Source organism: Streptomyces sp. NBC_00557, assembly GCF_036345995.1.
In the GTDB taxonomy this organism is placed as follows: Bacteria; Actinomycetota; Actinomycetes; order Streptomycetales; family Streptomycetaceae; genus Streptomyces.
On record NZ_CP107796.1, the window covers coordinates 1,457,123 to 1,480,396 of the forward strand.

Genomic DNA, 23,274 nt, shown 5'->3' on the forward strand with positions numbered 1-23,274 from the left:
CCCGGCTGTTCATGACATGGTGTCAGCCACACTGTAGCGGTTCACGGATCACATCGAGTCAATCGCTTGACTATGTTCACAAACATACGCTTCCCTGGGTGCGTTGACGCTCTCGCCTCACCACGCCCGTAAGGGGTGCATCGTGTCGCTCCACCTGCCTCCGCCCGGAACGAACGGAGACATCCGACTCATCCGCACTTCGCTGCCACTGCTGCGCGAGGACCCTCAGGACTGCCCGCGCGGCAACGCCCTGCGCGCCCGGGCCCTGCTCGCTCAGGTTCCGCCGCGCCCGCGGGGCAAGCCCGTCGAGGACTTCGCTCTCGGGCCGGTTTTGAGCGTCCTGGACGCGGTCGAGCACGAGGGAGAGGACATCGACAGTGCTTTGACGCGGCTTCTGAAGAATCAGAAGTACCACGGGGGTCACGCGAGTTGGACCGAATCAGCCGTTCGCTCCTACCTGCTGGCGCGCACGGCGCTCGAAACGCAGCGGCGCGTGCTCGGGCGTCCGCCGACCCTGCCGGTGCGCGCCCAGTGGACGGCCAGCACCCAGAGCGAGGTACCGGATGCCCGCGGGGCGATCCGCTACGAGCGCACGGCGTGGGGACGCCGGTACGCGTCCGCCGACGGGTCGGAACGCGAGCTATGGCTGCTGTCCGTGAATTCCGTGAAGCGGGACCGGCCGCCCGCCGAGATCGCGGAGGCGGCGGCCGTGGCACTGACGGGCATCCCTTCCCAGCCGGCATTCAGGGACATCTTCCGTCCTGCGCCCGGCAGCACCGTCCGCCCGCAGCGCGTCCGGATCGTAGGCATCGGCTGCGGCAGCGGCGATCACGACGTGCTGGCCGACTGGGACGCCGATGAGGTCGAGCGGCGGTTCACCGAGCACGCCAAGCCCGTGCTGCGCCGGGTAGTCGAGAACGACCGGCTCAACCCCGGCTCCAGTTGCACCCGCTGCGAAGGTTTGGTGGGTTGCGAACAGCTGCCCCGGGCTCCCGGCGTTCTCGGGGTCCCCGGGCCACGCCGCCCCCGCGCCCGCCGCTCCGTGTCCGCGAGCGACCTGCGTGTCCACGCGCGCTGCCCGGCGCAGTTCCACCTCACCCGCGTACTGCACCTGAAGTCGGGGGATCCGGAGAGCGAGCCGATCCGCAGGGGCCGCGCGGTCGACGAGTGGCTCAACCTCCGTCACGAGAAGGGATGCTGTCGCACGGCTCCCCTCCCAGACACCCTTCCCGGCCTCTCCCCCGCCGAACTGCCGACCGCCCTCGCCCTGCTCGCAGAACACCGGCGGGCCTGCCCTCTCGACGGCCTGCCGTCCGACGAGGTCGTACGGGTGCAGCCGCGCCTGACCGCGTACGACCCCGAACTGGACGTCGTCCTGATCGCCGACCCCGACCTCCTGTACACCCGCTCCGGAGGCTGGATCTGGCACGAGACGAAGACGGCTGCGAAACCCCCTTGGGAAGGGCGCGCGTTGATGGAGACGTATCCGCAGCTCGCCTTCGCGGTGCTGATGATGTCCGCCGGAGTGCCCGGTGGTGATCCACGCCGGTCGCTGATCGAGCTGGAGGTGCTGTACCTGGACGCGGAAGGGACCGGGAAGTCGCGCTGCGAGGAGATCGATCCCGGCGATCCCGACACCCTGGCCGAAGCGCGCCGCATCATCGCCGGGCTCGCCGGCCCCTGGGCGGTGGACGAGACCTACGCGCCGACGCCCGGCGGCCACTGCGACGGCTGCGACGTGCTCAGGCACTGCGCGGCCGGCCGGGCGCACCTGGAGGCACGGTGACCACGACGACCGGCAACGGAGTGCCGCTGCACGACACCGACTGGTCCGCCCATCGCGGCATCCCCCTCATGCGCGCACTCGCCACCGCTCTCACGGTGCTCGACGCGGCCACCGGCCCCGAAGCCTTCACCCTGCCCTATCCGCCCGAGGTGCAGCGCGCCCTCGACCGGACGGTGCTGGCCTGCCTGGAGCGCGGGGCCGAGCCTCCGGCGAGCCTTCCGGACCTGCTGTCCTGGTGCCGCGAGCGACCGGTGGCGGACTGGCCGGTGGACCTGCCGGCCGAGGCGGCCGGACCGGACGACCTGCTGCTCGACCCGGACTCCTCGCGCCCCACCGAGTTGTGCTACGAGTGGGCGGAGCAGTTCTCGGACAGCGCGCTGGTTCTCTACGACCGTGAGATCATCCGCGCCGCGCTGCGGTTGTGCCGCGAGTACGGCGAGGAGGACGCGTACACCGAGTTCCGGCGGCTCCTGGTCACCCGGCCCGTCCTCACCTCGGCCGAGGAGTGGGCCGTGTCGATGGACCATGTGCTCGACCCGGTGAAGGAGCTTTTGAGCCGCATCTACCGTCCCGTCCCGGACAGTTATCTGCGCGGTGACGTCTACGCGACCTGCGGCCGGTGTCTCACCCTGCTGACGCCGCTGCACGACGGCGGCTGGTGGTGCGAGCGGGATCGCTGCCGCCGTCGGGGCCGGCCGCCGGTGGGGCGTCGCATCGCGAAGGAGGAGGCCGGTGAGCTGCTCCAGTTGGCCAGGCCGTTGCGCCAGTTCGTCACCGGTCCCGGGCAGGCGGAGGTGCGCCTGGAAGGGCGCCTGACCGAGCTCGGGCTGAAGGTGCGGATGTGGCCGACGTACGACGCCTACGACGTGCACGTCACCTTCCCCGACGGCTGGGTGTGGGCGGTGGACGTGAAGGACTGGGCCCATCCGGCGTTCCTGGGGCGGGCCGCCCGGCCGGTGCCGCAGGAGCCCCGGTACGACGAGGCGTTCTGGGTGGTGCCGCAGGACCGCGTCGACGACCGGCCGGGCTACATCGCCACGTACGAGCGCAACCGCCCGGCCGCCGCCCGCCGGGTTCCGTTGCTCACCGACACCCAACTGCTCGCCCGCGCCGAGGACCGGCTCGCGCGCGTCGGCACAGCCACGCACCAGGAGGAGACCGGCGATGCGTGACCGCGACGGCTGGCACCACCCGGTCAGCAAGGAGCTCGCCCGCCTGTGGGACGAGGTGCCCGCCGAGCTCGGCGACGTGAAACCCGGCCTGCTGTGTCAGACGGAACTGGCCCTGCGGATCCTGGAGCACATCGCGCCCCACGAACCCGTCCGCGGTGCCTACGTCCTGTTCGGCGGCTACCGGTTCGCCGACGCCCGGGGATACGTGTCCTGTCCCGAGCACGAGGTCATGCTCCTCGCGGGCCGCCATCTGCTGTGGCACCTGCGCCGCGGCCGCGCATGGGAGCGCACGCTGGAGACCTACCGGAGTCTGCCGGACCGGCTGCGGGCCTATGAGGTCCTCGCGCTCGACCGGCCGGCCCGGCGGCGCGAGCCGGCCGTCGCCTCGGACCGGTTCGCCGTGTACGACGCCGCCCTCGCGGCGCTGCCTCCGCTGGCCCGCAAGGCTCTGCCCCTCGCGCCGGCCGGCCGCGCCACCTTCGTCGACCGGCGCCGTCCCACCTCCGTGACGCTGCCTGAGGAGCTGCGTTTCGACCCCGTTCCCGGTCATGACCCGGAGGCGGGACGGCCGGGGAGGGGTGAGCCGCTCACGATCAGCCAGGCCGAACTCGTCGAGACCGCCCGCTGGATGGACGCGACGGAGCGGGCGAACGAGGTGGAGAACCCCGGCCACTGGGAGGACCGCCTCACCGAGCTGCGCATCTTCCCGCGCGACGCGGACGGGCTGGGCTTCTCGCACGAGGGCGATCTCCGGCTCGACGGGCTGCTGCACCTGGCCGGCATGGTCGGCGCGGGCAAGTCGACCCTGATGACGCTGCTCGCGGTCTGGGGGGCCCGCCGGACTCCGGCGCTGCGCACCACGCTCGTCGTGGGCGACGTGGCCGAGCAGTTGCGTCTGACGGCCCTGTTCCGCGATCTGGGGCTGACCGCTACACCGGTGCTGGGTCTGACCACGCGGGAGACCCATGTGCAGCGGCTGCACCGGCGGCTCGCCTCCCGCGGCGTGCACAATCTGCTGGACCACGACGACCCGGGCTTCGACCACCTGAGCACGGTGTGCGTGGTGGACGCTCTGCGCGGCACCGAGGCGGCGCAGCCCCTGCGGTTCGCGGACGCGCCGTGCACCTCGCTCTATCCGGAGAAGAAGCGCACGCAGGACGAGAGGGCGGACTCCGGCGCGCTGCCCGAGCCCTACCGGCCGGGGCGGCGGCGGTCCCCGTCCGAGGAGGACCGCCCGACCGAGGTGAAGGGAACCCCGCACGGGTGCCCCTTGTGGTACGTGTGCCCGCGTCACCGTGCGGCCCGGGAGCTGGTCGACTCCCTGATCTGGGTGGCCAATCCGGCGAGCCTGGTGCAGTCGGCCGTGCCGCGTCACCTGGGCGACGAGCGGCTGCGCCACCTGGAACTGGCCTGCCTGCGCAGCGACATCATCGTCGTGGACGAGGCCGACTCGGTGCAGATGAAGCTGGACGAGATCTTCGCGCCGTCGGCGACGCTGGTCTCTCCCGGCCCCGAGTCCTGGCTGGATCAGGTGCAGACGCACCGTATCGAGGAGCTGTCCCGGCAGGGCCGGCTGCCGCTCACCGACCAGGAGGTCGAGCGCTGGTCCGCCTCGCTCACGGTGGTCCACGCCGCCACGGACCGCCTGTACAAGCTGCTGATCTCCGACGCGGACCTGCGCGAGTGGGCGGACATCGAGTACTTCAGCCCCTGGACGCTCCAGGAGAAGCTGCTCGGCTCCTGGTTCTCGCAGGGCCCCGATGCCGGCACTCCGGACGGCGTGTCCGACGAATCGGAGCTGTACGAGGCATACGAGGACGACGCTCCGGAGCCCGAGTCGGCCGGGCCGGAGGTGGATGCCCACCGCGCCGAACTGACCGAGCGGTTCGACGACTTCCGGGACGATCCCCTGGGCGGCCGAGGCCCGTACGGCAACGTGACGGACGAACTGGTGCGCCTGGCCCAGGATCTGCTGACCACGCTGTCCTCCACCGACACGCGCGAGCGGGTCCTCGCCGTGCTCCGCCCCCTGCTCGAGGGCACCCCCGCGTCCGTCCGGGCCCAGGACGAGGAGTGGCTCGATCTGACCGCTCGGCGCCTGGAGTTCATGCTGCTGCTCAGTGCCCTGCACCAGCGTCTCGACCGGCTGGTCTTCCTCTGGCCCCAGGTCGAGGCGGCCCTGCACCTGGACTCGACCGGCAACGAGCTGTCCCGCCGTCCGCCGCTCGACTACGCCCCGCTGGTCCCGGAGGCGCCGATGGGCAACGTCCTGGGGTTCCAGTACCTGCCCGACGAGCGGGAACGCGATGTCGAGGGGCGGCACAGCGGCACCCTGCGTTTCTTCCGGTGCGCGGGCGTGGGCCGCGAACTCCTGCTCTCCCTGCCCGAGGTGGGGGCCGACCCGGGCCGCGGGCGCAGAGGACCGCACGTCGTGCTGATGTCCGGCACCAGTTGGGCGGGCACCTCGACACGCGCGCACGTGGTCGCCCCGGTGGGCGCGGTACTGACGCCTTCACCGCGGTCCCTGGCGGCCGTGAGCGAGTCGGAGTTCAGCACGCACTTCCTGTACGACGACGAGGGACGTCCCCTGAGCCTGTCGGGCACCGAGCCGAAGGCCCGGCCCGCCGCCTGCCGGGCGATGGTCAGCCGGCTCGGCTCCCCCGGCCGGGGCGGTGCCCCGAGCCCGCTGGAGCAGGAACTGGCCAGGGTCGCCGACAGCCGCCGACGCCGGGCGATCCTCCTGGTCGGCAGTTACAAGGAGGCACACACCGCGGCGGAGGTCCTGCACGGGATGGAGCGCTGGCACGGCCGCGTCCGGGTGCTGGCCGCCGACGACGCCGACCTGGAGCAGGCCGTACGCGGCTCGGCACCGCCCCGGTCGGAGGCGGACCGGGTCACGGCGCTGCGCCGGGGCGACCTCGCCATGTTCGCCCAGGACCCCATGGCCGAGGTTCTCGTGGCTCCGCTGATGGCGGTGGAGCGCGGGCACAACATCCTCAACGCCCAGCGCAACGCGGCTTTCGGCACGGCGCTGTTCCTGGCCCGGCCCCATCCGCGCCCGGACGATCTCGCCCTGGCCGTGTTCGCGATCAACGACTGGGCGACCCGGTTCGCCCGTGACGAGCCCGGGCTGCCGCAGGGCACGTTCAGCAAGCTGGTCACGGACGCGGCGGACCTGAACGCGGCCGGGCTGGCCTTCCGGCACGTGGCACGCGCCGAGTGGCGCCGGCTGCTGTCCCGCCGCTACATCTACTCCCGCCTGTCCGACCATGAGAAGACGTCCTTCACATGGGACCAGTTGGTGACGATCTGGCAGGTCATCGGCCGTCTGGTGCGGGGTGGGGTGCCCGCCCGCGTGGTCTTCGTGGACGCCCGGTTCGCGCCGCGTACGGCCAAGTTGCTGTCCCCCGGCGCCGCGGCGGCGTCGCTCCCGCGGGACGACGGCCTTCTGACTGGTCTGCGTGACGTGCTGGCCCCCTACTTCGCGGAGGGCGCACCGCCGCCCGACTGCCCCGATCCGGCGGACCCCGCGGTCGCCCGGCTGCTGTACGCGCCGCTGTACAAGGCGCTGCGCGCCATCGAACACCACACGTCTTGACCTTCACCAGAAAGGCCCCGACCATGGCTCGCCGTTACGACTCCATCCGCACCGCCGCCGCACGTCCCGTCTCCGCGGACGCCTCGGTGGTCGAGCGGTACCGCGTGCTGCCTTTTCCCGAGGAGTGGACCGGGGCTCTGCTGGCCCTGTGCAACGCGGGCCGTGACAAGCCGCTGGAGACCGTGCCCACGTTCCGCATGGACCAGGTCGTGCAGGCGCTCGCCCCCGACGTCCTGGTGCGGCCCCGCCCCAACCGCCGCCGCGGGGAGGGCCCGGACTTCTGGCTGTACGCCCCCGAGGACGTGCCCGATCCGCTGCCCGACGCGGCGCTCAGGGGGCTTCTCGGCGCCTGGCTGAAGGACCTGCGGCCGGAGCCCGAGTTCCGTTCGCTGCTGTCCGAGACCCGCTCGTCGCTGCTGGAGAACCCTCCCCGGTGGCAGGAGGGCGTCCCCGTGGAGCTGCTGCGCCACGAGCGGCCCACCGGCGGTGGTACGGCCGCTCCGGAGCCGCGCCAGTTCCAGCTGTCCACCGACTGGCTTGCCCGGCGGATCCTCGCCCTGGAGCCCTATGACTTCGCGGGCGGCCGACTGCGTTTTCGGGCGATGCCGCGCGGGCCGATGGACCGGGGCGCCGAACTCGTCTCGCAGGCGCTGGAGTTCGAAGGGAGCCGGGGTACCGAGTGGTACTCCGTCGTCCTGAACATCACGCTGCACACGGTCCCCTTCGACCCGCTGCCCCGCTTCCATGTGCACAGCCACATCCGCCGGTACGCGACCCGCGTGAGCGCCAGGACGGGGCGGCTGTACCTGCCGTTCGGCCGCCGCACCACGGTGCTGCTGCGCCCGCGCGTGCCGTGGCTGCCCGGAGCGCCGGCGAGCGACCGGTTCGCTGTGGCGCGGTTCGCCTGGAGCCGGGACGGGTACGACTGGGTCGGCGGCGGGCCCGCCGGGATGCTGCGGAGCATGTCGCTCACGGAGTCGTTCCCGGACGCCGACGCCATCCTCACCGACCCGGCCGGCTGGCTGGCGGACGACATGCGGGCGGCGGTCCTGTACAGCACGGCCATGGGGTCGCACGAGGTCGGAGCCGGCCTGATGACGGACCAGCGCTCGAAGATCGTGGAGTGGGCGCTGCAGGCCCTTCCGGAGCAGCTGGAGCCGGTGCCCGCGCTGGTCCGCACCCGCCTGTCGGGCAGCACGCCCGGCAACCCCCGCCAGGAGCCCTCCAAGGAACCGGCGAAGACCGAGGAGGAGCGCAGGCGCGCGGAGGCCCGGCGGAGCGGCACGGCCTTCGCGCTGCGCCACCTCCCCCATGACATCTCCCCGGGTGAACTTCCCACCCTTGAGGCGCAGTTGCTCTGGCAGACCCCGGTCATGCGGGACACCGCGATCAACGCGCTCGTCGCGCACCTGGATCTCAAGAGCGACGGCGGCGCGCCGGCGACCGAGGAGGCTTACGACGGCACGGTGGTCCTGGAGTGGCAGTCCCCCGAACTCACCGTGCGGCTGTGCTGCCGCCGGCTCTCCCGCTCCCTCGGCCAGGACCTCGCCCTGCCGGAGGGGACCCGGCATTCGCGGGCCGCGGTCACCACCGCGATCCGCGACCGCCGCCGGGAGATGACGGCCTTCCTCACCGAGGAGGGTGCCTCTTCGCCCGCGCCCACGCTCGCCCTGGTGGAGATCGACCGGGCCAAGGACTTCTCCTCCCCCGACCACGACGCGAAGTTCGCGCTGCGGCTGGGTTGCGCGGACGCGGGCGTGCTCACCCAGTTCATGGCCGTGCCGAAGAAGGCCAAGGGCTACAACAGCGAGAAGAACAAGGAGTTCCGCGCGGCGAAGGCCTGGGACGACGGACTGCGGCAGCTGGGTGTGCGGGTCCACCCCGAGCACAGTCTCGGCGAGCGTCTGCCCGTCGGCATGCGGTACGCGGCGGTGTGGATGGTGCGCAAGAACCGGCGCAGCCGCACCCGGTGGGCGGGGCATGTGCCCGTTGCCGTGCTGGTCACGCCGGATCCGTCCGGTGAGGGGCTGGCCCGGGTGGAGGGCTGGGACGACGAGGCGCGTGCCTGGGTGCCGTACCCGGTGATGCTGCTGAAGCTGACCAGGCAGTGCGAGGTGCCGAAGGGCCTCGTCCCCGCACCGCGCGACGGCGAGGACCCGGTGGCCCGGCCGTCCTGGTGGGCGGACATGGCTCAGCAGCGGCGGGCGACCGAGGAGTGGCTCCAGCGGGTACGCCGCACCCTGCGCGGCACGCCGACCATGTTGCTGGCCCACGGGCAGAACATGCGCTCGCACTGGACGTGGCTCCAGGACGGCACCGTGGTGGCGGACAAGTTCCGCGACGGTCACGCCCCCTCGCGCCGCCTGGACCCGGACCTGCGGCTGGTGCGGGTGCGTACGGCACGCAACCGGGAGACCGCCCAGTGGTGGGGCGTGAACCCGGACGGCCCCAACGGTCTGGCCGCCCACCTGTGGACGGACCCGACCGCGGACCCCGACAAGGCCCGCGTCTTCTGGTCCACGACGCCCAAGGCCCGCACCTTCAAGCTGTCGGTCGCCGCCGACAAGCTGGCGCCCCGCGTCAACACCAAGGGCAAGGTGACCATCGACACGGACAAAGCGGCCTGGAACCCCGGGCTGGTGGAGATCGCCGTTCTGGGGTGCCACCCCGGCGACGGCGACGTCCCGGAGGCGCTCGCGCTCGCCGTGCACCAGCTGCGGCAGGCCCCCGACCTGCCGGACGCACTGAGCCTGCCGCTGCCGCTGCACCTCGCGGGACTCGCGCAGGAGTACGTCCTGCCGACCCAGAACGAGGACGGCGGGGACGGGGCCGACGCCGTCGACTCCGCATCCGACGCCGACCCGGACACGGGGGCGGCCCCGGGCGTCGAGACGGCTCCCGAGCCGGAGGGGGCGGATTGGGAGCAGCTCGCATTCGGGATCCCGGCGCAGCCCACCTCTGCGGAAGATGTGAAGGAGACCGAGCCGCGCTGAGGCCCTGCTACCGCGGCCCGTCCGCCTCACTGGCCCACTGGCGGACGGGCCGCGCGTCCGGCGCCATGGGGAAGCGGAACGGCCGGCACGGATCCGCCTCGGCCCAGGGGACCAGGGCCCCCTCCGGGTTTCCGGGCGTGGGCAGGTGAGCGGCGAGACGCCGGTACACCTCACCCGCGTGTGCGGGGCGGTCGCCCGGTTTCTTCGCGAGGAGTTCCAGTACCAGGCGCTCGACGTCCTCTGGGACGTCGGGCCGCAGTGCCCGCAGTGGTTCGGGCGCGGCCTCGGTGTGCAGGCTCGGCACCATCAGCGGTGACTCGTGCTCGAAAACCGGTCGGCCGGTCAGCATTTCGTGGATCAGACAGCCCAGGGCGTAGAGGTCCGTGCGACGGTCCACGGGTTCGCCCAGCACCTGTTCCGGCGCCATGTACTGGAAGCTGCCGAGCCGTTCGCCGGTCGTGGTGAGCTTCTTGGTGTCCGCGTCGAGGATGGCCGCGACGCCGAAGTCGAGCACCTTGACAACACCGTCGGTGCGGATGCGCACGTTGCCCGGCTTGAGGTCCCGGTGGACGACGCTCCGGGCATGGGCGGCGGCCAGCACCGAGCAGATCTGCACACCGACGGCGGCGGTCTCCTCCAGGGTGAGCGTCTCGTGTTCCGCGATGTAATCACCCAGGTCGAGGCCCTGGACGTACTGCATGACCAGGTAGTGCGTGCCCGTTTCGACACCCAGGTCGTAGACCGCCGCGAGCCCGGTATGGTCGAGCCGCGCGACCGACTTCGCCTCGCGCTCGAACCGCCCGGCATCGTGGGCGATCTGATCCGGCGTCAGCCCGCTCGTCGGCGTCATCGTCTTGACGGCGACCGGCCGGCCCAGGTGTTCGTCGTCCGCCATCCACACCTGTCCCATGCCGCCGCGGCCGATGGGGCTCTTGATGCGATAGCGCTTGGCGATGAGCGTTCCGATGTCCATAGGTGACTGAGTGTGCCACTCTCATGCACGGCCAGGAATCACCCAGCGGACCCTGTACACAGCTCTCAACACTCGTACACGTTGACTGAGTTCACAAACAGTGCTCTCATAGGGTCTCAGGGATTACCGGCCCGTCACGAGCACCCGAGCCGCTACGGTGAACGGTGCAGGTCGGCGTGGGAACGAGTGAGGGTTTTGTGGACGTCTTCAAGGTGCACGAGCAGCTGATCGCCGACTACCAGGACTTCACCACGGGCTCCGTCGTCGTGAAGAACGAGCGGATCGAGGAGACCGTCCGCGAGGCGCTCGTGCAGGGCAACCAGTGGCCCGACCCGTGGCTCTCCCTGAACCCCAGCTTCGCCCCCGGCGGCACCGTCGGTCAGCTGGTGACCGAAGGGCTGCTGCACCCGGAGTGCGAGCGGATCTTCCGCGTGGGCAAGAAGAAGAACGGCCCGCCGGAACAGGGACGCCCCATCGCCTTCCACCGTCACCAGCGCGACGCGATCGAGGTGGCCCGAGCCGGCGGGAGCTACGTGCTGACCACGGGCACCGGCTCCGGCAAGAGCCTCGGCTACATCGTGCCGATCGTGGACAGTGTGCTGCGCGCCAAGCAGCAGGGAGCCACCTCCGGCGTCCAGGCGATCATCGTCTACCCCATGAACGCCCTGGCCAACAGCCAGAAGTACGAGCTGGAGAAGTTCCTGCAGCACGGCTACGGCGAGGGCCGGGAGCCCGTCACCTTCGCGCGGTACACGGGCCAGGAGAAGGAGGACGAGCGCGAGAAGATCCTCGAGAGCCTGCCGGACATCCTGCTTACGAACTACGTCATGCTGGAGCTGATGCTCACCCGGCCCCGGGAGCGCAAGGCCCTCATGCGCGCCGCCCAGGGGTTGCGCTTCCTGGTCCTCGACGAGTTGCACACCTACCGCGGCCGCCAGGGCGCGGACGTCGCCCTGCTCGTGCGCCGGGTCCGCGACGCCTGTGCCGCACCGGACCTGCAGGTGGTGGGTACCTCGGCGACCATGTCGACCCAGGGAACGCTGGAGGACCGGCGGCGGGCCGTGGCGGACGTGGCGACGACCCTCTTCGCCACGCCGGTCACCCCGGAGCGTGTCGTGGGCGAGACCCTGGTGCGTGCAACGCGCGACCAGGACCCGTTGGACGCGGAACTGGCCGAGCGCATACGGACGCAGGCGCCGTCGACCGACTACCACGTCCTCGCCGCCGACCCGCTCGCCTCCTGGATCGAGACCGAGTTCGGGCTGCGCACGCTCACCGACGGCCCGGACAAGGGCGCTCTGGTGCGGGCCGAGCCGACGACGGTCCAGAGGGCGGCCCGCAAGCTGGCCGGGCGCACCGGAGAGTCCTACGAGGACTGCGTGGCCGCCATCCGTGACACGCTGCACGCCGGCTCGCAGGCCCGGGACCCGGAGACCGGCCGTCCGCTGTTCGCCTTCCGGCTGCACCAGTTCCTGTCCAAGGGCGACTCGGTGTACGTCTCCCTGGAGGACGAGCAGACCCGGTACATCAGCCGCACCTACCAGGTGCGGGTGCCCGGCGCCAAGGACAAGATCCTGCTGCCGCTGTCCTTCTGCCGTGAGTGCGGCCAGGAGTACCTGACCGTGGCCCGCGAGGAGCGCGCGGACGGCTCGTACCGCTTCCGGCCGCGCACCGAGGACGACGAGGACAACGGCTACCTGTACGTCAGCGCCGACAACCCCTGGCCGGACGAGACCGGCAAGGCGATCGACGAGCAGCGCTTCCCCGACAGCTGGCTGAAGTCGGACGAGGACCGGGGTGTCCAGATGCTCGTCGACAGCCGCCGGAAACGCGTGCCGCAACCGGTGTGGGTCAGGCCCGACGGCTCGGTCGTCGACCGGGATCAGGGCCTGTACGCGGCCTACATCCCGATGCCGTTCATGTTCTGCCTCAACTGCGGGGTCAGCTACGAGTCCGCGCGCGGTAAGGACTTCAGCAAGCTGATGACGATGGACCAGGAGGGCCGCTCCACGGCCACCTCCGTCATCAGCTCCAGCATCGTGCGCCACCTCAAGCAGCTGCCGCCCAGCGAGCTCGACGAGGACGCCCGCAAGCTGCTGACGTTCGTCGACAACCGCCAGGACGCAAGCCTCCAGGCCGGCCACCTCAACGACTTCGTCCTGGTGACCCAGTTGCGCGGGGCCCTCTACCAGGCCATGACGGAGGCCGGCGAGGAGGGCCTGCTGCACGAGGACCTGGCACCGGCGGTGGTCGCCAAGCTGGGCCTGAAGCCGCAGGACTACTCCGCGAACCCCAAGGAGGGGTCCCGCCAGGCCCGGCGTACCCTGGGTGCCCTGGCCAAGGTGGTCGAGTACCGCCTGTACCTCGACCTGGAGCGCGGCTGGCGGGTCACGATGCCCAACCTGGAGCAGACCGGCCTGCTGCGGCTGGAGTACGCGGACCTGGAGGAGATCACCGCGGAGGAGGACCGCTGGGCGCAGGCGTCCAGGCCGCTGCGCACCGCCGATCCGGCCACCCGCGCGGAGCTGTCCCGCATCCTCCTGGACGAGCTGCGGCGCGTGCGCGCCCTGGACTTCCCGTACTTCGAGCAGTCCGACTTCGATGAGCTGCGCAGGCTGTCGTATCTGCTGAACGACGCGTGGGGGCTCGCCGAGACCGAGCGCACCCCGCCTCCTCCGGGCACGGCGTACGTGCGTCCGGGCCGCCCGAACCGGTCCCGCAGCGAGATGAACATCACCGCCCGGGGTGCCTTCGGCAAGTTCCTGCGCCGGCCCGGCCGGTTCCCGGCAATGGACCGCGCCCTGACCCTGGACGAGGCGCAGCAGGTGATCGTCGACCTGGTCGAGGTGCTGGAGGACGGTGGCCTGCTGACCGAGGTGCCCGCGGGGCGCGGGGAGTCGCCCGGGTACCGCATCAACCACACGGCGGTGGTGTGGACGGCCCGCGACGACGAGTTCGGCGCGGTGGACCGGCTGCGCCGGACGTACGGCAAGGACCGGGGTCCCCGGGTCAACCCGTTCTTCAAGAACCTCTACAAGAACGTCGCCGGCACGCTCGCCGGGCTGCTCGCGCGTGAGCACACCGCGCAGGTGCCCGCGCCGGTCCGGGAGAAGCGCGAGGAGGACTTCCGCAACGGCACCCCGCTGCCCCTGCTCTACTGCTCCCCCACCATGGAGCTGGGCGTGGACATCGCGAGCCTGAACGCGGTGGCGATGCGCAACGTGCCGCCGACACCCGCCAACTACGCCCAGCGCAGCGGCCGGGCCGGCCGGCAGGGTCAGCCCGCGCTGGTCACGACGTACTGCGCCACCGGCAACAGCCACGACCAGTACTACTTCCGTCTGTCCCACCTGATGGTGGCCGGCGAGGTGGCCCCGCCCCGCCTGGACCTGGCCAACGAGGACCTGGTGCGCTCGCACGTGCACGCCATCTGGCTGGCGGAGACGGGCCTGGAGCTGGGCCGGCGCATTCCGCACATCCTGGACGCCGACGGCGAGACGCCCTCGCTGCGGCTCTTCCCGCACGTCGTCGAGCAGATCCGGGACCCCGCGGCGCAGCGGCGGGCGCTGAAGCGGGCCACCGCGGTGCTGAAGGAGTCGCTGGACCGGCTGAGCGCCACCTCCTGGTGGGACGAGCAGTGGCTGGAACGCACGGTGGAGAAGGCGCCGGGCGGATTCGACAACGCGCTCGGCCGCTGGCGGGAGCTGTTCCTCAAGGCGCTTCGGGAGCGGGAGGTCCAGCACCGGCGCATCCTCGACAACACGCTGGGCAAGGAGGCCTCCGCGCAGGCGGAGCGCCGCCGGCACCAGGCGGAGACGCAGCTGAAGCTGCTGAAGAACGAGGACACCTCGGGCAGCACCCTGCTGTCGGACTTCACGCCCTACCGGTATCTGGCCTCCGAGGGTTTCCTGCCCGGGTACTCCTTCCCCCGCCTGCCGCTGGCCGCGTTCATCCCCGGCACCGGGCGGGCCGCGCGCGGCGGCCGGGACGGCGACTACCTCCAGCGCTCGCGCTTCATCGCGATCCGCGAGTTCGGCCCGGGTGCCTTCATCTACCACGAGGGGAGCCGCTTCCAGGTCGACCGCATCCAGCTGCCCACCAGCGCCTCGGGTGATCTGCAGACCGAGGAGGCCAAGGTCTGCGAGCACTGCGGCTACCTGCACACCGGCGAGACGCTGGAGAACACCTGCGACTTCTGTCACCGGGAGCTGACCGAGGCCCGCTACAACCTGCTCCAGCTGCGCACGGTGTTCACCAAGCGCCGGGACCGGATCTCCTCGGACGAGGAGGAGCGGCAGCGCACCGGCTACGTCGTCGAGGTGTCGTACAAGTTCAACAAGCACGGCACGCGGGACGGATCGCTGAACGCGGCGGCACTCGATGCGGACGGTGCGCAGCTCGCCGAGCTGACCTACGGCGACAGCGCCACCGTCCGCCTGACCAACCTCGGCTACCGGCGCAGCAAGCAGCGCTCCGGCTTCTGGCTGGACCCGGTCGAGGGCAAGTGGCTGGACGCCAAGAAGGACCAGGACAAGCCGGGCAAGGAAACCACCGAGGAGCAGGACGGGCTGGAGAGCGCGGAGAAGGCGGACCGCAAGGTGCCGGTGATCCCGTACGTCCAGGACACCCGCAACATCCTGGTCCTCCAGCTCGCCGAGAAGGTGGCCCCCGAGGTGGCGGTGACGCTGCAGTACGCGCTGGAGCGGGGTATCGAGGCGGAGTTCGAGCTGGAGGACGGCGAGCTGGACACCGAGCAGCTGCCTCCGCTCGACGGTCCGCGGGACCGCATCCTGTTCATCGAGAGTGCCGAGGGCGGGGCGGGCGTGCTGCGCCGCCTGCAGGCCGAGCCGGACGCGCTGCGCCGGGCCGCGGCCCGTGCTCTGGAGATCGCCCACTTCGAGCCCGACGGCAGGGACAAGGGCGGCCGGGACGGCGGCCCGCGCTGCGAAATGGGCTGCTACGACTGCCTGCTGTCCTTCGGCAACCAGCGCTGGCACCAGGTCATCGACCGCAAGCTGGTGAAGGACCTGCTGCTGCGCTTCGCCGGAGCCAAGGTCGCCGACGCGGGCCCGGGCGTCTCCCGCGACGAGCGCGCCAAGGCCCTCACGGACGGCGCCGACAGCTCGCTGGAGCGCCGGTTCATCGCCTTCCTGTCCAGGAAGGGCCTGAAGCTGCCCGACAAGCAGCAGGTCTTCGTCTCCAGTGCGCTGTCCCGCCCGGACTTCGTGTACGAGACGAAGACCGGCCCGGTGGCCGTGTTCATCGACGGGCCGCACCACGACGACGACGTACAGGCCCAGCGGGACGAGGACGCGCAGGAGCGGCTGTACGACGACGGCTGGGACGTCATCCGCTTCCGTCATGACGACGACTGGTCGGAGGTCGTCGGCCGCTACCGTTCGGTGTTCGGCTCCGACGCCTCCTGACCTGCCTCTGTCCGCACCACGCACGTTCTTCCGAAAGGTCCACCGATGACGTCGTCCACCACCGCCGCGCCCTCCCGGGACGGCGAACAGCGGTTCGCGGTCGGCTCGCTGGTGCGGGCCCGCGGCCGGGAATGGGTCGTGCTGCCCGAGTCGAAGCCCGAGTTGCTCGTCCTGCGCCCGCTGGGCGGCACCGACGACGACATCGCCGGGGTGCTGCCCGCCCTGGAGACGGTGAAGCACGCCAGTTTCGCCCCGCCGAGCCCCGCCGACCTCGGTGACCAGGCGGCGGCCGGACTGCTGCGCAGCGCCCTGCGGATCGGGTTCCGCTCCAGCGCGGGCCCGTTCCGCTGCCTGGCCGGCATCTCCGTGGAGCCCCGCCCGTACCAGTTGGTGCCGCTGCTGATGGCGTTGCGGCAGGAGACCGTGCGGCTGCTGATCGCCGACGACGTCGGTATCGGCAAGACGGTGGAGGCCGGGCTGATCGCCAAAGAGCTGCTGGCCCAGGGCGACGCCCGCGGGCTGGTCGTACTGTGCAGCCCGGCGCTCGCGGAGCAGTGGCGGGCGGAGCTGCGCGGCAAGTTCGGCATCGACGCCGAGCTGGTGCTGGCCTCCACGATCGGGCGTCTGGAGCGCAGCCGCCTGTACGGGAAGTCGGTGTTCCGCCCGGACCGCAACTACGTCGTCTCCACCGACTTCATCAAGTCGCCCCGGCACCGGGACGAGTTCATCAACAACTGCCCCGACCTGGTGATCGTCGACGAGGCGCACACCTGCGTCGCGGACACCTCCCCGGGCGGCGGCCGCCGGCAGCGCCAGCTGCGCTACGCCCTGCTGCGCACCCTCGCCGACGACCCCGCACGCCACCTGGTGCTGGTGACGGCGACCCCGCACAGCGGCAAGGAAGAGCCTTTCCGTAACCTGCTCGGCCTGCTGGACAAGAGACTGGAGTCGGTCAGCCTCGACCACGAGGCGGGCCGCACCCTGCTCGCCCGGCACTTCGTGCAGCGCCGCCGCGCCGACATCCGCGACGACTTCCGCGACGACGCCAACTTCCCGAGCGACCGGCTCTCCCGCGAGGTCTCCTACACGCTGCACCCGGAGTACCGGAACCTCCTCGACGAGGTGCTCGGCTACGCCCGCGAGACGGTGCGCAGCGCGGACGGCGCCCTCCAGCAGCGCATCCGCTGGTGGTCGGCGCTGGCCCTGCTGCGCGCGCTCGGCTCCTCCCCCGCCGCCGTCGGCAAGACGCTGCGCACCCGGGCCGGGGTGCAGGACGCCGACTCGGTGACCGAGGCCGACGCCATCGGCAGCCGCACGGTCACCGACCCCGCCGACGACGAGTCGGCCGAGTCCGCCGACGCTGTCCCCGGCACCCTGCTGGTCCCCGGCGACACCGACCCGGACGCCCAGTCCCTGGACGAGGAGGACCGCGCCCGTCTGCTGACCATGGCCGAGGCCGCCGAGGCGCTCGCCGGCCCGGCGAAGGACCGCAAGCTGAAGCAGCTCATCGCCACGGTGCAGGAGCTGCTGGACGAGGGCTACAACCCCATCGTCTTCTGCCGTTTCATCTCCACCGCCGAGTACGTCAAGGCCCACCTGGACGCGGCCCTCAACAAGGGCGGCAAGGGCAAGAAGGGCAGCGGGAAGAAGGCGTACGCCATCGAGGCGGTCACCGGCGAGCTCTCCCCCGACCAGCGGGTGGCCCGTATCGCCGCGCTGACCGAGGAGGACGAGGACGGCGAGACGCCCCCGGAGCGCCGGGTGCTGGTGGCCACCGACTGCCTCTCCGAGGGCGTGAACCTCCAGGAGAGCTTCGACGCCGTCATCCACTACGACCTGGCCTGGAACCCGACCCGGCACGAGCAGCGGGAGGGCCGCGTCGACCGCTTCGGGCAGCGCCGGGACGTCGTCAAGGCGGTCACGCTGTACGGCTCCGACAACGCGATCGACGGCATCGTCCTGGACGTGCTGCTGCGCAAGCACGCCCGTATCCGCAAGGCGACCGGCATCTCCGTCCCCGTCCCGGACTCCTCCGAGAACGTGATGCAGGCGGTCCTGGAGGGGCTCATCCTGCGCGGTGAGCGGGCCGAGTTCGAGCAGGAGGGCCTATTCGCGGTGGAGTCGGTCGCCGGGAAGCAGGCGGCGGACCTGCACGAGGCCTGGCAGAGCGCCGCCGAGCGGGAGAAGGCGTCGCGCTCCCGGTACGCACAGCACGCGGTGAAGAAGGAGGAGGTGGCCCAGGAGGTCGCCGAGGTTCGGGCGTCGCTCGGCACGGGTGAGGAGGTACGCCGCTTCACCCGTCACGCCCTGACCGCGTTGCGCGGCGTCGCGGGCCCGCTGCGCGGCGAACCGGACGGCTTCACCCTGCACACCGACGCCCTGCCCGCCGCCCTGCGCGACGCCTTCGGCACGCTGCTCGGCCCGCGCCATCCCCGGCCGGTGGCGTTCCACAACGCGCCGACCGCCCCGCGCGGTGAGGTGGCGCTCACCCGCACCGACCCGGTCGTGGCGGCCGTCGCCCGTTTCGTCCTCGACGCGGCGCTCGACGACCGGATGCCGCAGTGGCAGCGCCCGGCCCGCCGCTGCGGAGTGGTCCGTACGACGGCGGTGGCCAAGCGCACCACGCTCCTGCTGGTCCGCTACCGCTTCCAGCTCACGCTGCCCCGCCGCGACGACAAGAACCCTCAGCAACTGGCCGAGGACGCCCGCCTGCTGGCCTTCCGCGGCGGCGCGGCGAACCCCGAGTGGCTGCCCGAGGAGGAGGCGTTCGCACTGCTGGACGCCCGTGCGGCGCAGAACACGGAACGCCAGTTCGCCGAGGACCACATCACGAAGATCCTGTCCTCTCTCGACTCCCTCATGCCCACGCTGGAGCAGCACGGCGAGGAGCTGGCGACCCGCCTGCTGGAGTCGCACCGCCGGGTGCGCGGCGCCTTCCGGGACGTGCGCGGCGCCTCCGGCCCGGCCCGCCGCGGCCTGCGCGTCGCCGTCCAGGGCCGCCCGGACGTGCTCGGCGTGTACCACTACCTGCCGGTCCCCGTCCTCACCGGCACCACCACGAACGGGGAAGCCCGCTGATGAGCCTCGCGAAGACGATCGTCACCGACTCCGTCCTCACCGTGGGCGGTCTGCTGCCGCCCGACATGCTGACCCGCGTCCGCGACGGCAAGGACGTGACCGGCGCCCAGCCCTCCGACTACGGCCTGTTCGCCGCCAACGACACCGTCCGGGACGCCGCCGAGCGTTCCTGGTCGTACCTGAAGGGCGTGTGGGCGGCCTTCCAGGATCAGCTCGCCAAGGACGGCGCCGACAGGAACGACGGCATCCCGGCCGTGGGCGTCACCGTCGAGCGCTGGCTGCTGCCGCTGTTCGAGCAGCTCGGCTACGGCCGCCTGCCGGACGCGCCCGGGGAAGGCCTGCCGTCGGCGGACGGCGAGAAGCGGTTCGCGGTCAGCCACGTGTGGCAGGGCACGCCCGTGCACCTGACCGGCTGGAACGTCGACCTGGACCGCAGGAGCGCCACGCTGCCCGGCCCGGCCCCGCAGTCGCTGCTCCAGGAGTACCTCAACCGCAGCGGCGACCAAGCCCTGTGGGGTGTGCTCGCCAACGGCCGGCTGCTGCGCCTGCTGCGCGACTCCACCTCCATGGTGGGCTCGGCGTACGTCGAGTTCGACGTCGAGGCCATCTTCGAGGGCGACCGCTTCGCCGACTTCCTGCTCCTGTGGCGCCTGACCCACCGCTCCCGCGTCGAGGTCCACGGCGACAGCGGCCCGGCCGGCTGCTGGCTGGAGAAGTGGCGCACGGAGGCCATCGCGAGCGGCACCCGCGCCCTCGACCAGCTGCGCAAGGGCGTGGAGAAGGCCCTGGTCACCCTCGGCACCGGCTTCATCTCCCACCCCGACAACGGCGGGCTCCGCGAGAAGCTCCACGAGTCCGAGGTCACGGTCCGGGAGATGCGTCCGGCGCTGCTGAACCTGGTGTACCGGCTGCTGTTCCTGTTCGTGGCGGAGGACCGCGGCCTGCTGATGCCGCCGGACGCGCCGGCCGAGGCCCGTGAGCGCTACGACGCGTACTTCTCCACGGCCCGTCTGCGCCGCACGGCTACCCGCCGCACGGGCGGCCCGCACGGCGACCAGTGGCACGCCCTGCGCCTGGTTCTGGACGGCCTCGGCAAGGAGGGCGGCCTGCCGGAACTCGGCCTGCCGGGCCTGGGCGGCCTGTTCGAGCGCACGGAGAAGGACGCGGTGCTCGACGGTCTGGAGCTGTCCAACGAGGCCCTGTTCACGGCGGTGAAGGCCCTGTCCGTCGTGGTCGACCCCAAGCTGAACCGCCCGCGCCGCGTGGACTACCGCCACCTCGGCGCCGAGGAGCTGGGCTCGATCTACGAGTCCCTGCTGGAGCTGGAGCCCCGGTTCAACCCCGCGGCGAACAGCTTCGAGCTGCGCACGCTCGCCGGCAACGAACGCAAGACGACCGGCTCGTACTACACGCCCTCCTCGCTGATCGACTGCCTGCTCGACTCCGCCCTGGACCCGGTGATAGACGACGCGGTCAAGTCGGGCACGACCCGGGAGGAGCAGGAGGCGGCGCTGCTGCGCCTGACGGTGTGCGATCCGGCGTGCGGCTCCGGCCACTTCCTGGTCGCGGCGGCCCGCCGTATCGCCAAGCGTCTGGCGGCCGTGCGGACGGACTCCCCTGAGCCGAGCGCGGAGGCGACGAGGACGGCCCTGCGCGATGTCATCAGCCGGTGCATCTACGGCGTGGACCTCAACCCCATGGCCGTGGAGCTGGCCAAAGTCTCCCTGTGGATCGAGTCCCTGGAGCCCGGCAAGCCGCTCAGCTTCCTCGACTCGCACCTCAGGCACGGCAACGGCCTGGTCGGTACGACGCCGAAGCTGCTGGCGGAGGGGCTGCCCGACGACGCGTTCAAGCCGATCGAGGGCGACGACAAGACCTGGGTGACGGCACTGCGCAGGCGCAACGCGGCGGAGCGGGTGGCGTGGCAGGCCCGGTCGTCGGGCGTCCACCAGGGCGAGCTGTTCACGTCGGTCACGGCGCTGGCGGGCTCGAACGTGAAGCTGGCTCGGGCGGCGGCGGACATCACCAACGCGCGCAACGACGACCTGGAGCACGTGCACCAGCAGCGGGACGCGTATCTGGCGCTGACGGCGGACCCCGAGTCGGAGTACGTCCGTGAGCGGGACCTGGCCGACGCGTGGTGTGCGGCGTTCGTCTGGGAGAAGAGGAAGGAAGCGCGTCCGCCGGCCCTCACGCTGGAGAGCCTGCTCGCGTTGCGGGAGGGCGGCTGGGAGAAGCTGCCGGAGGGCACGCGGGACGAGGTCTACCGACTGCGGGACGAGTACCGGTTCTTCCACTGGCATCTGGAGTTCCCCGAGGTGTTCTCCGTCCCGGAGGACTCCGACTTCTCGGCCGCGGGGGTGGATGAGCGGACCGGGTGGGGCGGGGGGTTCAGTTGTGTGCTGGGGAATCCGCCGTGGGAGCGGGTCAAGCTCCAGGAGCAGGAGTTCTTCGCGACGCGGAGCGAGAAGATCGCTGGCGCGAAGAACAAGGCGGCCCGGGAGCGGCTGATCAAGGCGCTGATGACGAGCGAGGAGTCGGCGGAGCGCAAGCTGTACACGGACTTCGTCGAGGCGAAGCGCCAGGCGGAGGGCATCAGTCACCTGCTGCGCGACTCCGGCCGCTTCCCGCTGGCGGGCCGTGGTGACGTGAACACGTACGCCGTGTTCGCCGAAACGGCGTCCCTGGGCATCACCCCGCACGGGCGCTTCGGGCTGGTGCTGCCGACGGGCATCGCGACGGACGCGACGACAGCGCCGTTCTTCTCCGACCTGGTGCGCAGTGCGCGACTCGCGTCCTTCCTGGACTTCGAGAACGAGGCGTTCCTGCTGAGCCGGGCCGTGGACCACCGGGTCCGCTTCTGCCTCCTGACGGTGGCGGGCCGGGAGGAGCGGGTGCGGGAGGCGTCCTTCGCCTTCAGCACGCGGTACATGGAGGACCTGCCGAGCCGCCGCTTCGCGATGCCACCCGAGGAGATCCTGCTGGTGAACCCCAACACCGGCACGCTGCCGGTGTTCCGCTCACGCAGGGACGCCGAGATCACGCTGGGGATCTACCGCCGGGTGCCGGTCCTGATCAGGGAGGACGACCCGGACGGCAACCCGTGGGGCCTGTCGTTCATGACGATGTTCCACATGTCCAACGACTCCCACCTGTTCCGCACGCAGGAGGAGTTGTCGGCGGACGGCTGGACCCTAAACGGCAACGTCTTCGAGCGGGACGGGGAGCGGTACCTGCCGCTGTATGAGGCGAAGATGCTGCACCACTTCGACCACCGACTGGGCACGTACGAGGGCCAGACGGAGGCGCAGGCCAACATGGGGACGCTGCCTCGAGTGACGGCGGAGCAGCATGACGATCCTGCGTTTGTGCCGATGCCTCGGTACTGGGTGCCGGAGCTCGACGTGCACGCCGGGAAGAAGGACAGGAAGGGCAAGCCGGTCAAGGAGCCTGGGGTGGCTTCGCGGTTGGCGGAGCGGGAGTGGCACCGTGGGTGGCTGATGGGGTGGCGGGACATTGCTCGGTCGACCGATACGCGCACGATGATCGGGGCGGCTCTTCCGGCACACGGCGTCGGCCACAAGTTCCCGCTCATGCTTGTGCAGTCCCAAGCCGCCACGCTTCAGGCCGTCCTTGCCTCTTTCGCCTTCGACTACGTGGCCCGGCAGAAGGTCGCTGGCACGTCCATGACGTACGGCTACGTCATGCAGTTCCCGGTTCCCGAGCCGGATGCCGAACTGCCCTTCCCGGACCCTGAGCCGACAAGCCTTGCCGCCTGGTGCACGCCCCGTGTGCTGGAACTCGTTTACACCTCATACGACATGGCCGACTTCGCCACCGACCACGGCCTCGGCGGCCCTCCGTATCGCTGGAACGACGAGCGCCGTACTCTCCTCCGCGCCGAGCTGGACGCGGCCTTCTTCCACCTCTACGGCCTCGACCGTGAAGAAGTCGAGTACGTCATGGACACCTTCCCGGTCATCAAGCGCAAGGACGTAGCCGCCCACGGCACCTACCGCACCAAGAACCTGATCCTCGACATCTACGACCGCATGGCCGAGGCCAAACGAACGGGCACCGCCTACCAGACCATCCTCGACCCGCCCCCCGGCCAGGGCCCCCGCCACCCGGCGTGACCCGACCGCGACCACACCACCGCGCCTGAGCAACCCCCCACCGGCGTACCGCCCAAGCGGTGCGCCGTACTCGGCGTCTCCATTACCACCCCGCACCGCCCAGGAGCCGCCC

8 protein-coding genes are annotated in these 23,274 nt (G+C 71.5%); 7 read left to right on the plus strand and 1 reads right to left on the minus strand.

The features are described from left to right. Nucleotides 1-142 precede the first annotated feature (142 nt). Genes OG956_RS05790 through OG956_RS05805 form a run of 4 tightly spaced genes read left to right on the plus strand, consistent with a single transcriptional unit; the run spans nucleotide 143 to nucleotide 9,549 of the window. A complete protein-coding gene (locus OG956_RS05790) occupies nucleotides 143-1,786 on the plus strand; it encodes a PD-(D/E)XK nuclease family protein (protein ID WP_330336853.1) in 1,644 nt (547 codons plus the stop codon). Next, nucleotides 1,783-2,958 carry a restriction endonuclease-related protein gene (locus OG956_RS05795; protein WP_330336854.1) on the plus strand — a complete coding sequence of 392 codons (1,176 nt, stop codon included), beginning with the start codon at nucleotides 1,783-1,785 and terminating at the stop codon, nucleotides 2,956-2,958. The genes OG956_RS05790 and OG956_RS05795 overlap by 4 nt, the downstream gene beginning before the upstream one ends. Further along, nucleotides 2,951-6,556, plus strand: a complete 3,606-nt coding sequence (locus OG956_RS05800; RefSeq protein WP_330336855.1) for a hypothetical protein — start codon at nucleotides 2,951-2,953, stop codon at nucleotides 6,554-6,556. Before OG956_RS05795 ends, OG956_RS05800 begins: the two co-directional genes overlap by 8 nt. Continuing rightward, nucleotides 6,553-9,549 carry a pPIWI_RE module domain-containing protein gene (locus OG956_RS05805; protein WP_330336856.1) on the plus strand — a complete coding sequence of 999 codons (2,997 nt, stop codon included), beginning with the start codon at nucleotides 6,553-6,555 and terminating at the stop codon, nucleotides 9,547-9,549. The genes OG956_RS05800 and OG956_RS05805 overlap by 4 nt, the downstream gene beginning before the upstream one ends. Before the next feature lie 7 nt (nucleotides 9,550-9,556). Here OG956_RS05805 and OG956_RS05810 read toward each other — a convergent pair whose 3' ends face one another. Beyond that, nucleotides 9,557-10,522 (minus strand): serine/threonine-protein kinase, encoded by a 966-nt coding sequence (locus tag OG956_RS05810; protein WP_330336857.1) that lies wholly within the window; start codon nucleotides 10,520-10,522, stop codon nucleotides 9,557-9,559. Between the two features lie 176 nt (nucleotides 10,523-10,698). Here OG956_RS05810 and OG956_RS05815 point away from each other — a divergent pair, with 176 nt between their 5' ends. From OG956_RS05815 to OG956_RS05825, 3 genes are read left to right on the plus strand one after another with little or no spacing between them, the layout of a single operon-like run. Then, the gene (locus tag OG956_RS05815) at nucleotides 10,699-15,948 is read left to right on the plus strand and encodes a DEAD/DEAH box helicase (RefSeq protein WP_330336858.1); all 5,250 of its coding nucleotides are present in this window, start codon (nucleotides 10,699-10,701) and stop codon (nucleotides 15,946-15,948) included. 45 nt (nucleotides 15,949-15,993) lie between these two features. Then, nucleotides 15,994-19,026: a helicase-related protein gene (locus OG956_RS05820; protein ID WP_330336859.1), complete on the plus strand. Its 3,033-nt coding sequence runs from the start codon at nucleotides 15,994-15,996 to the stop codon at nucleotides 19,024-19,026. Then, nucleotides 19,026-23,162, plus strand: coding sequence for an Eco57I restriction-modification methylase domain-containing protein (locus tag OG956_RS05825; protein ID WP_330336860.1), 4,137 nt, complete (start codon nucleotides 19,026-19,028; stop codon nucleotides 23,160-23,162). The genes OG956_RS05820 and OG956_RS05825 overlap by 1 nt, the downstream gene beginning before the upstream one ends. The last annotated feature ends 112 nt before the right edge of the window (nucleotides 23,163-23,274 follow it).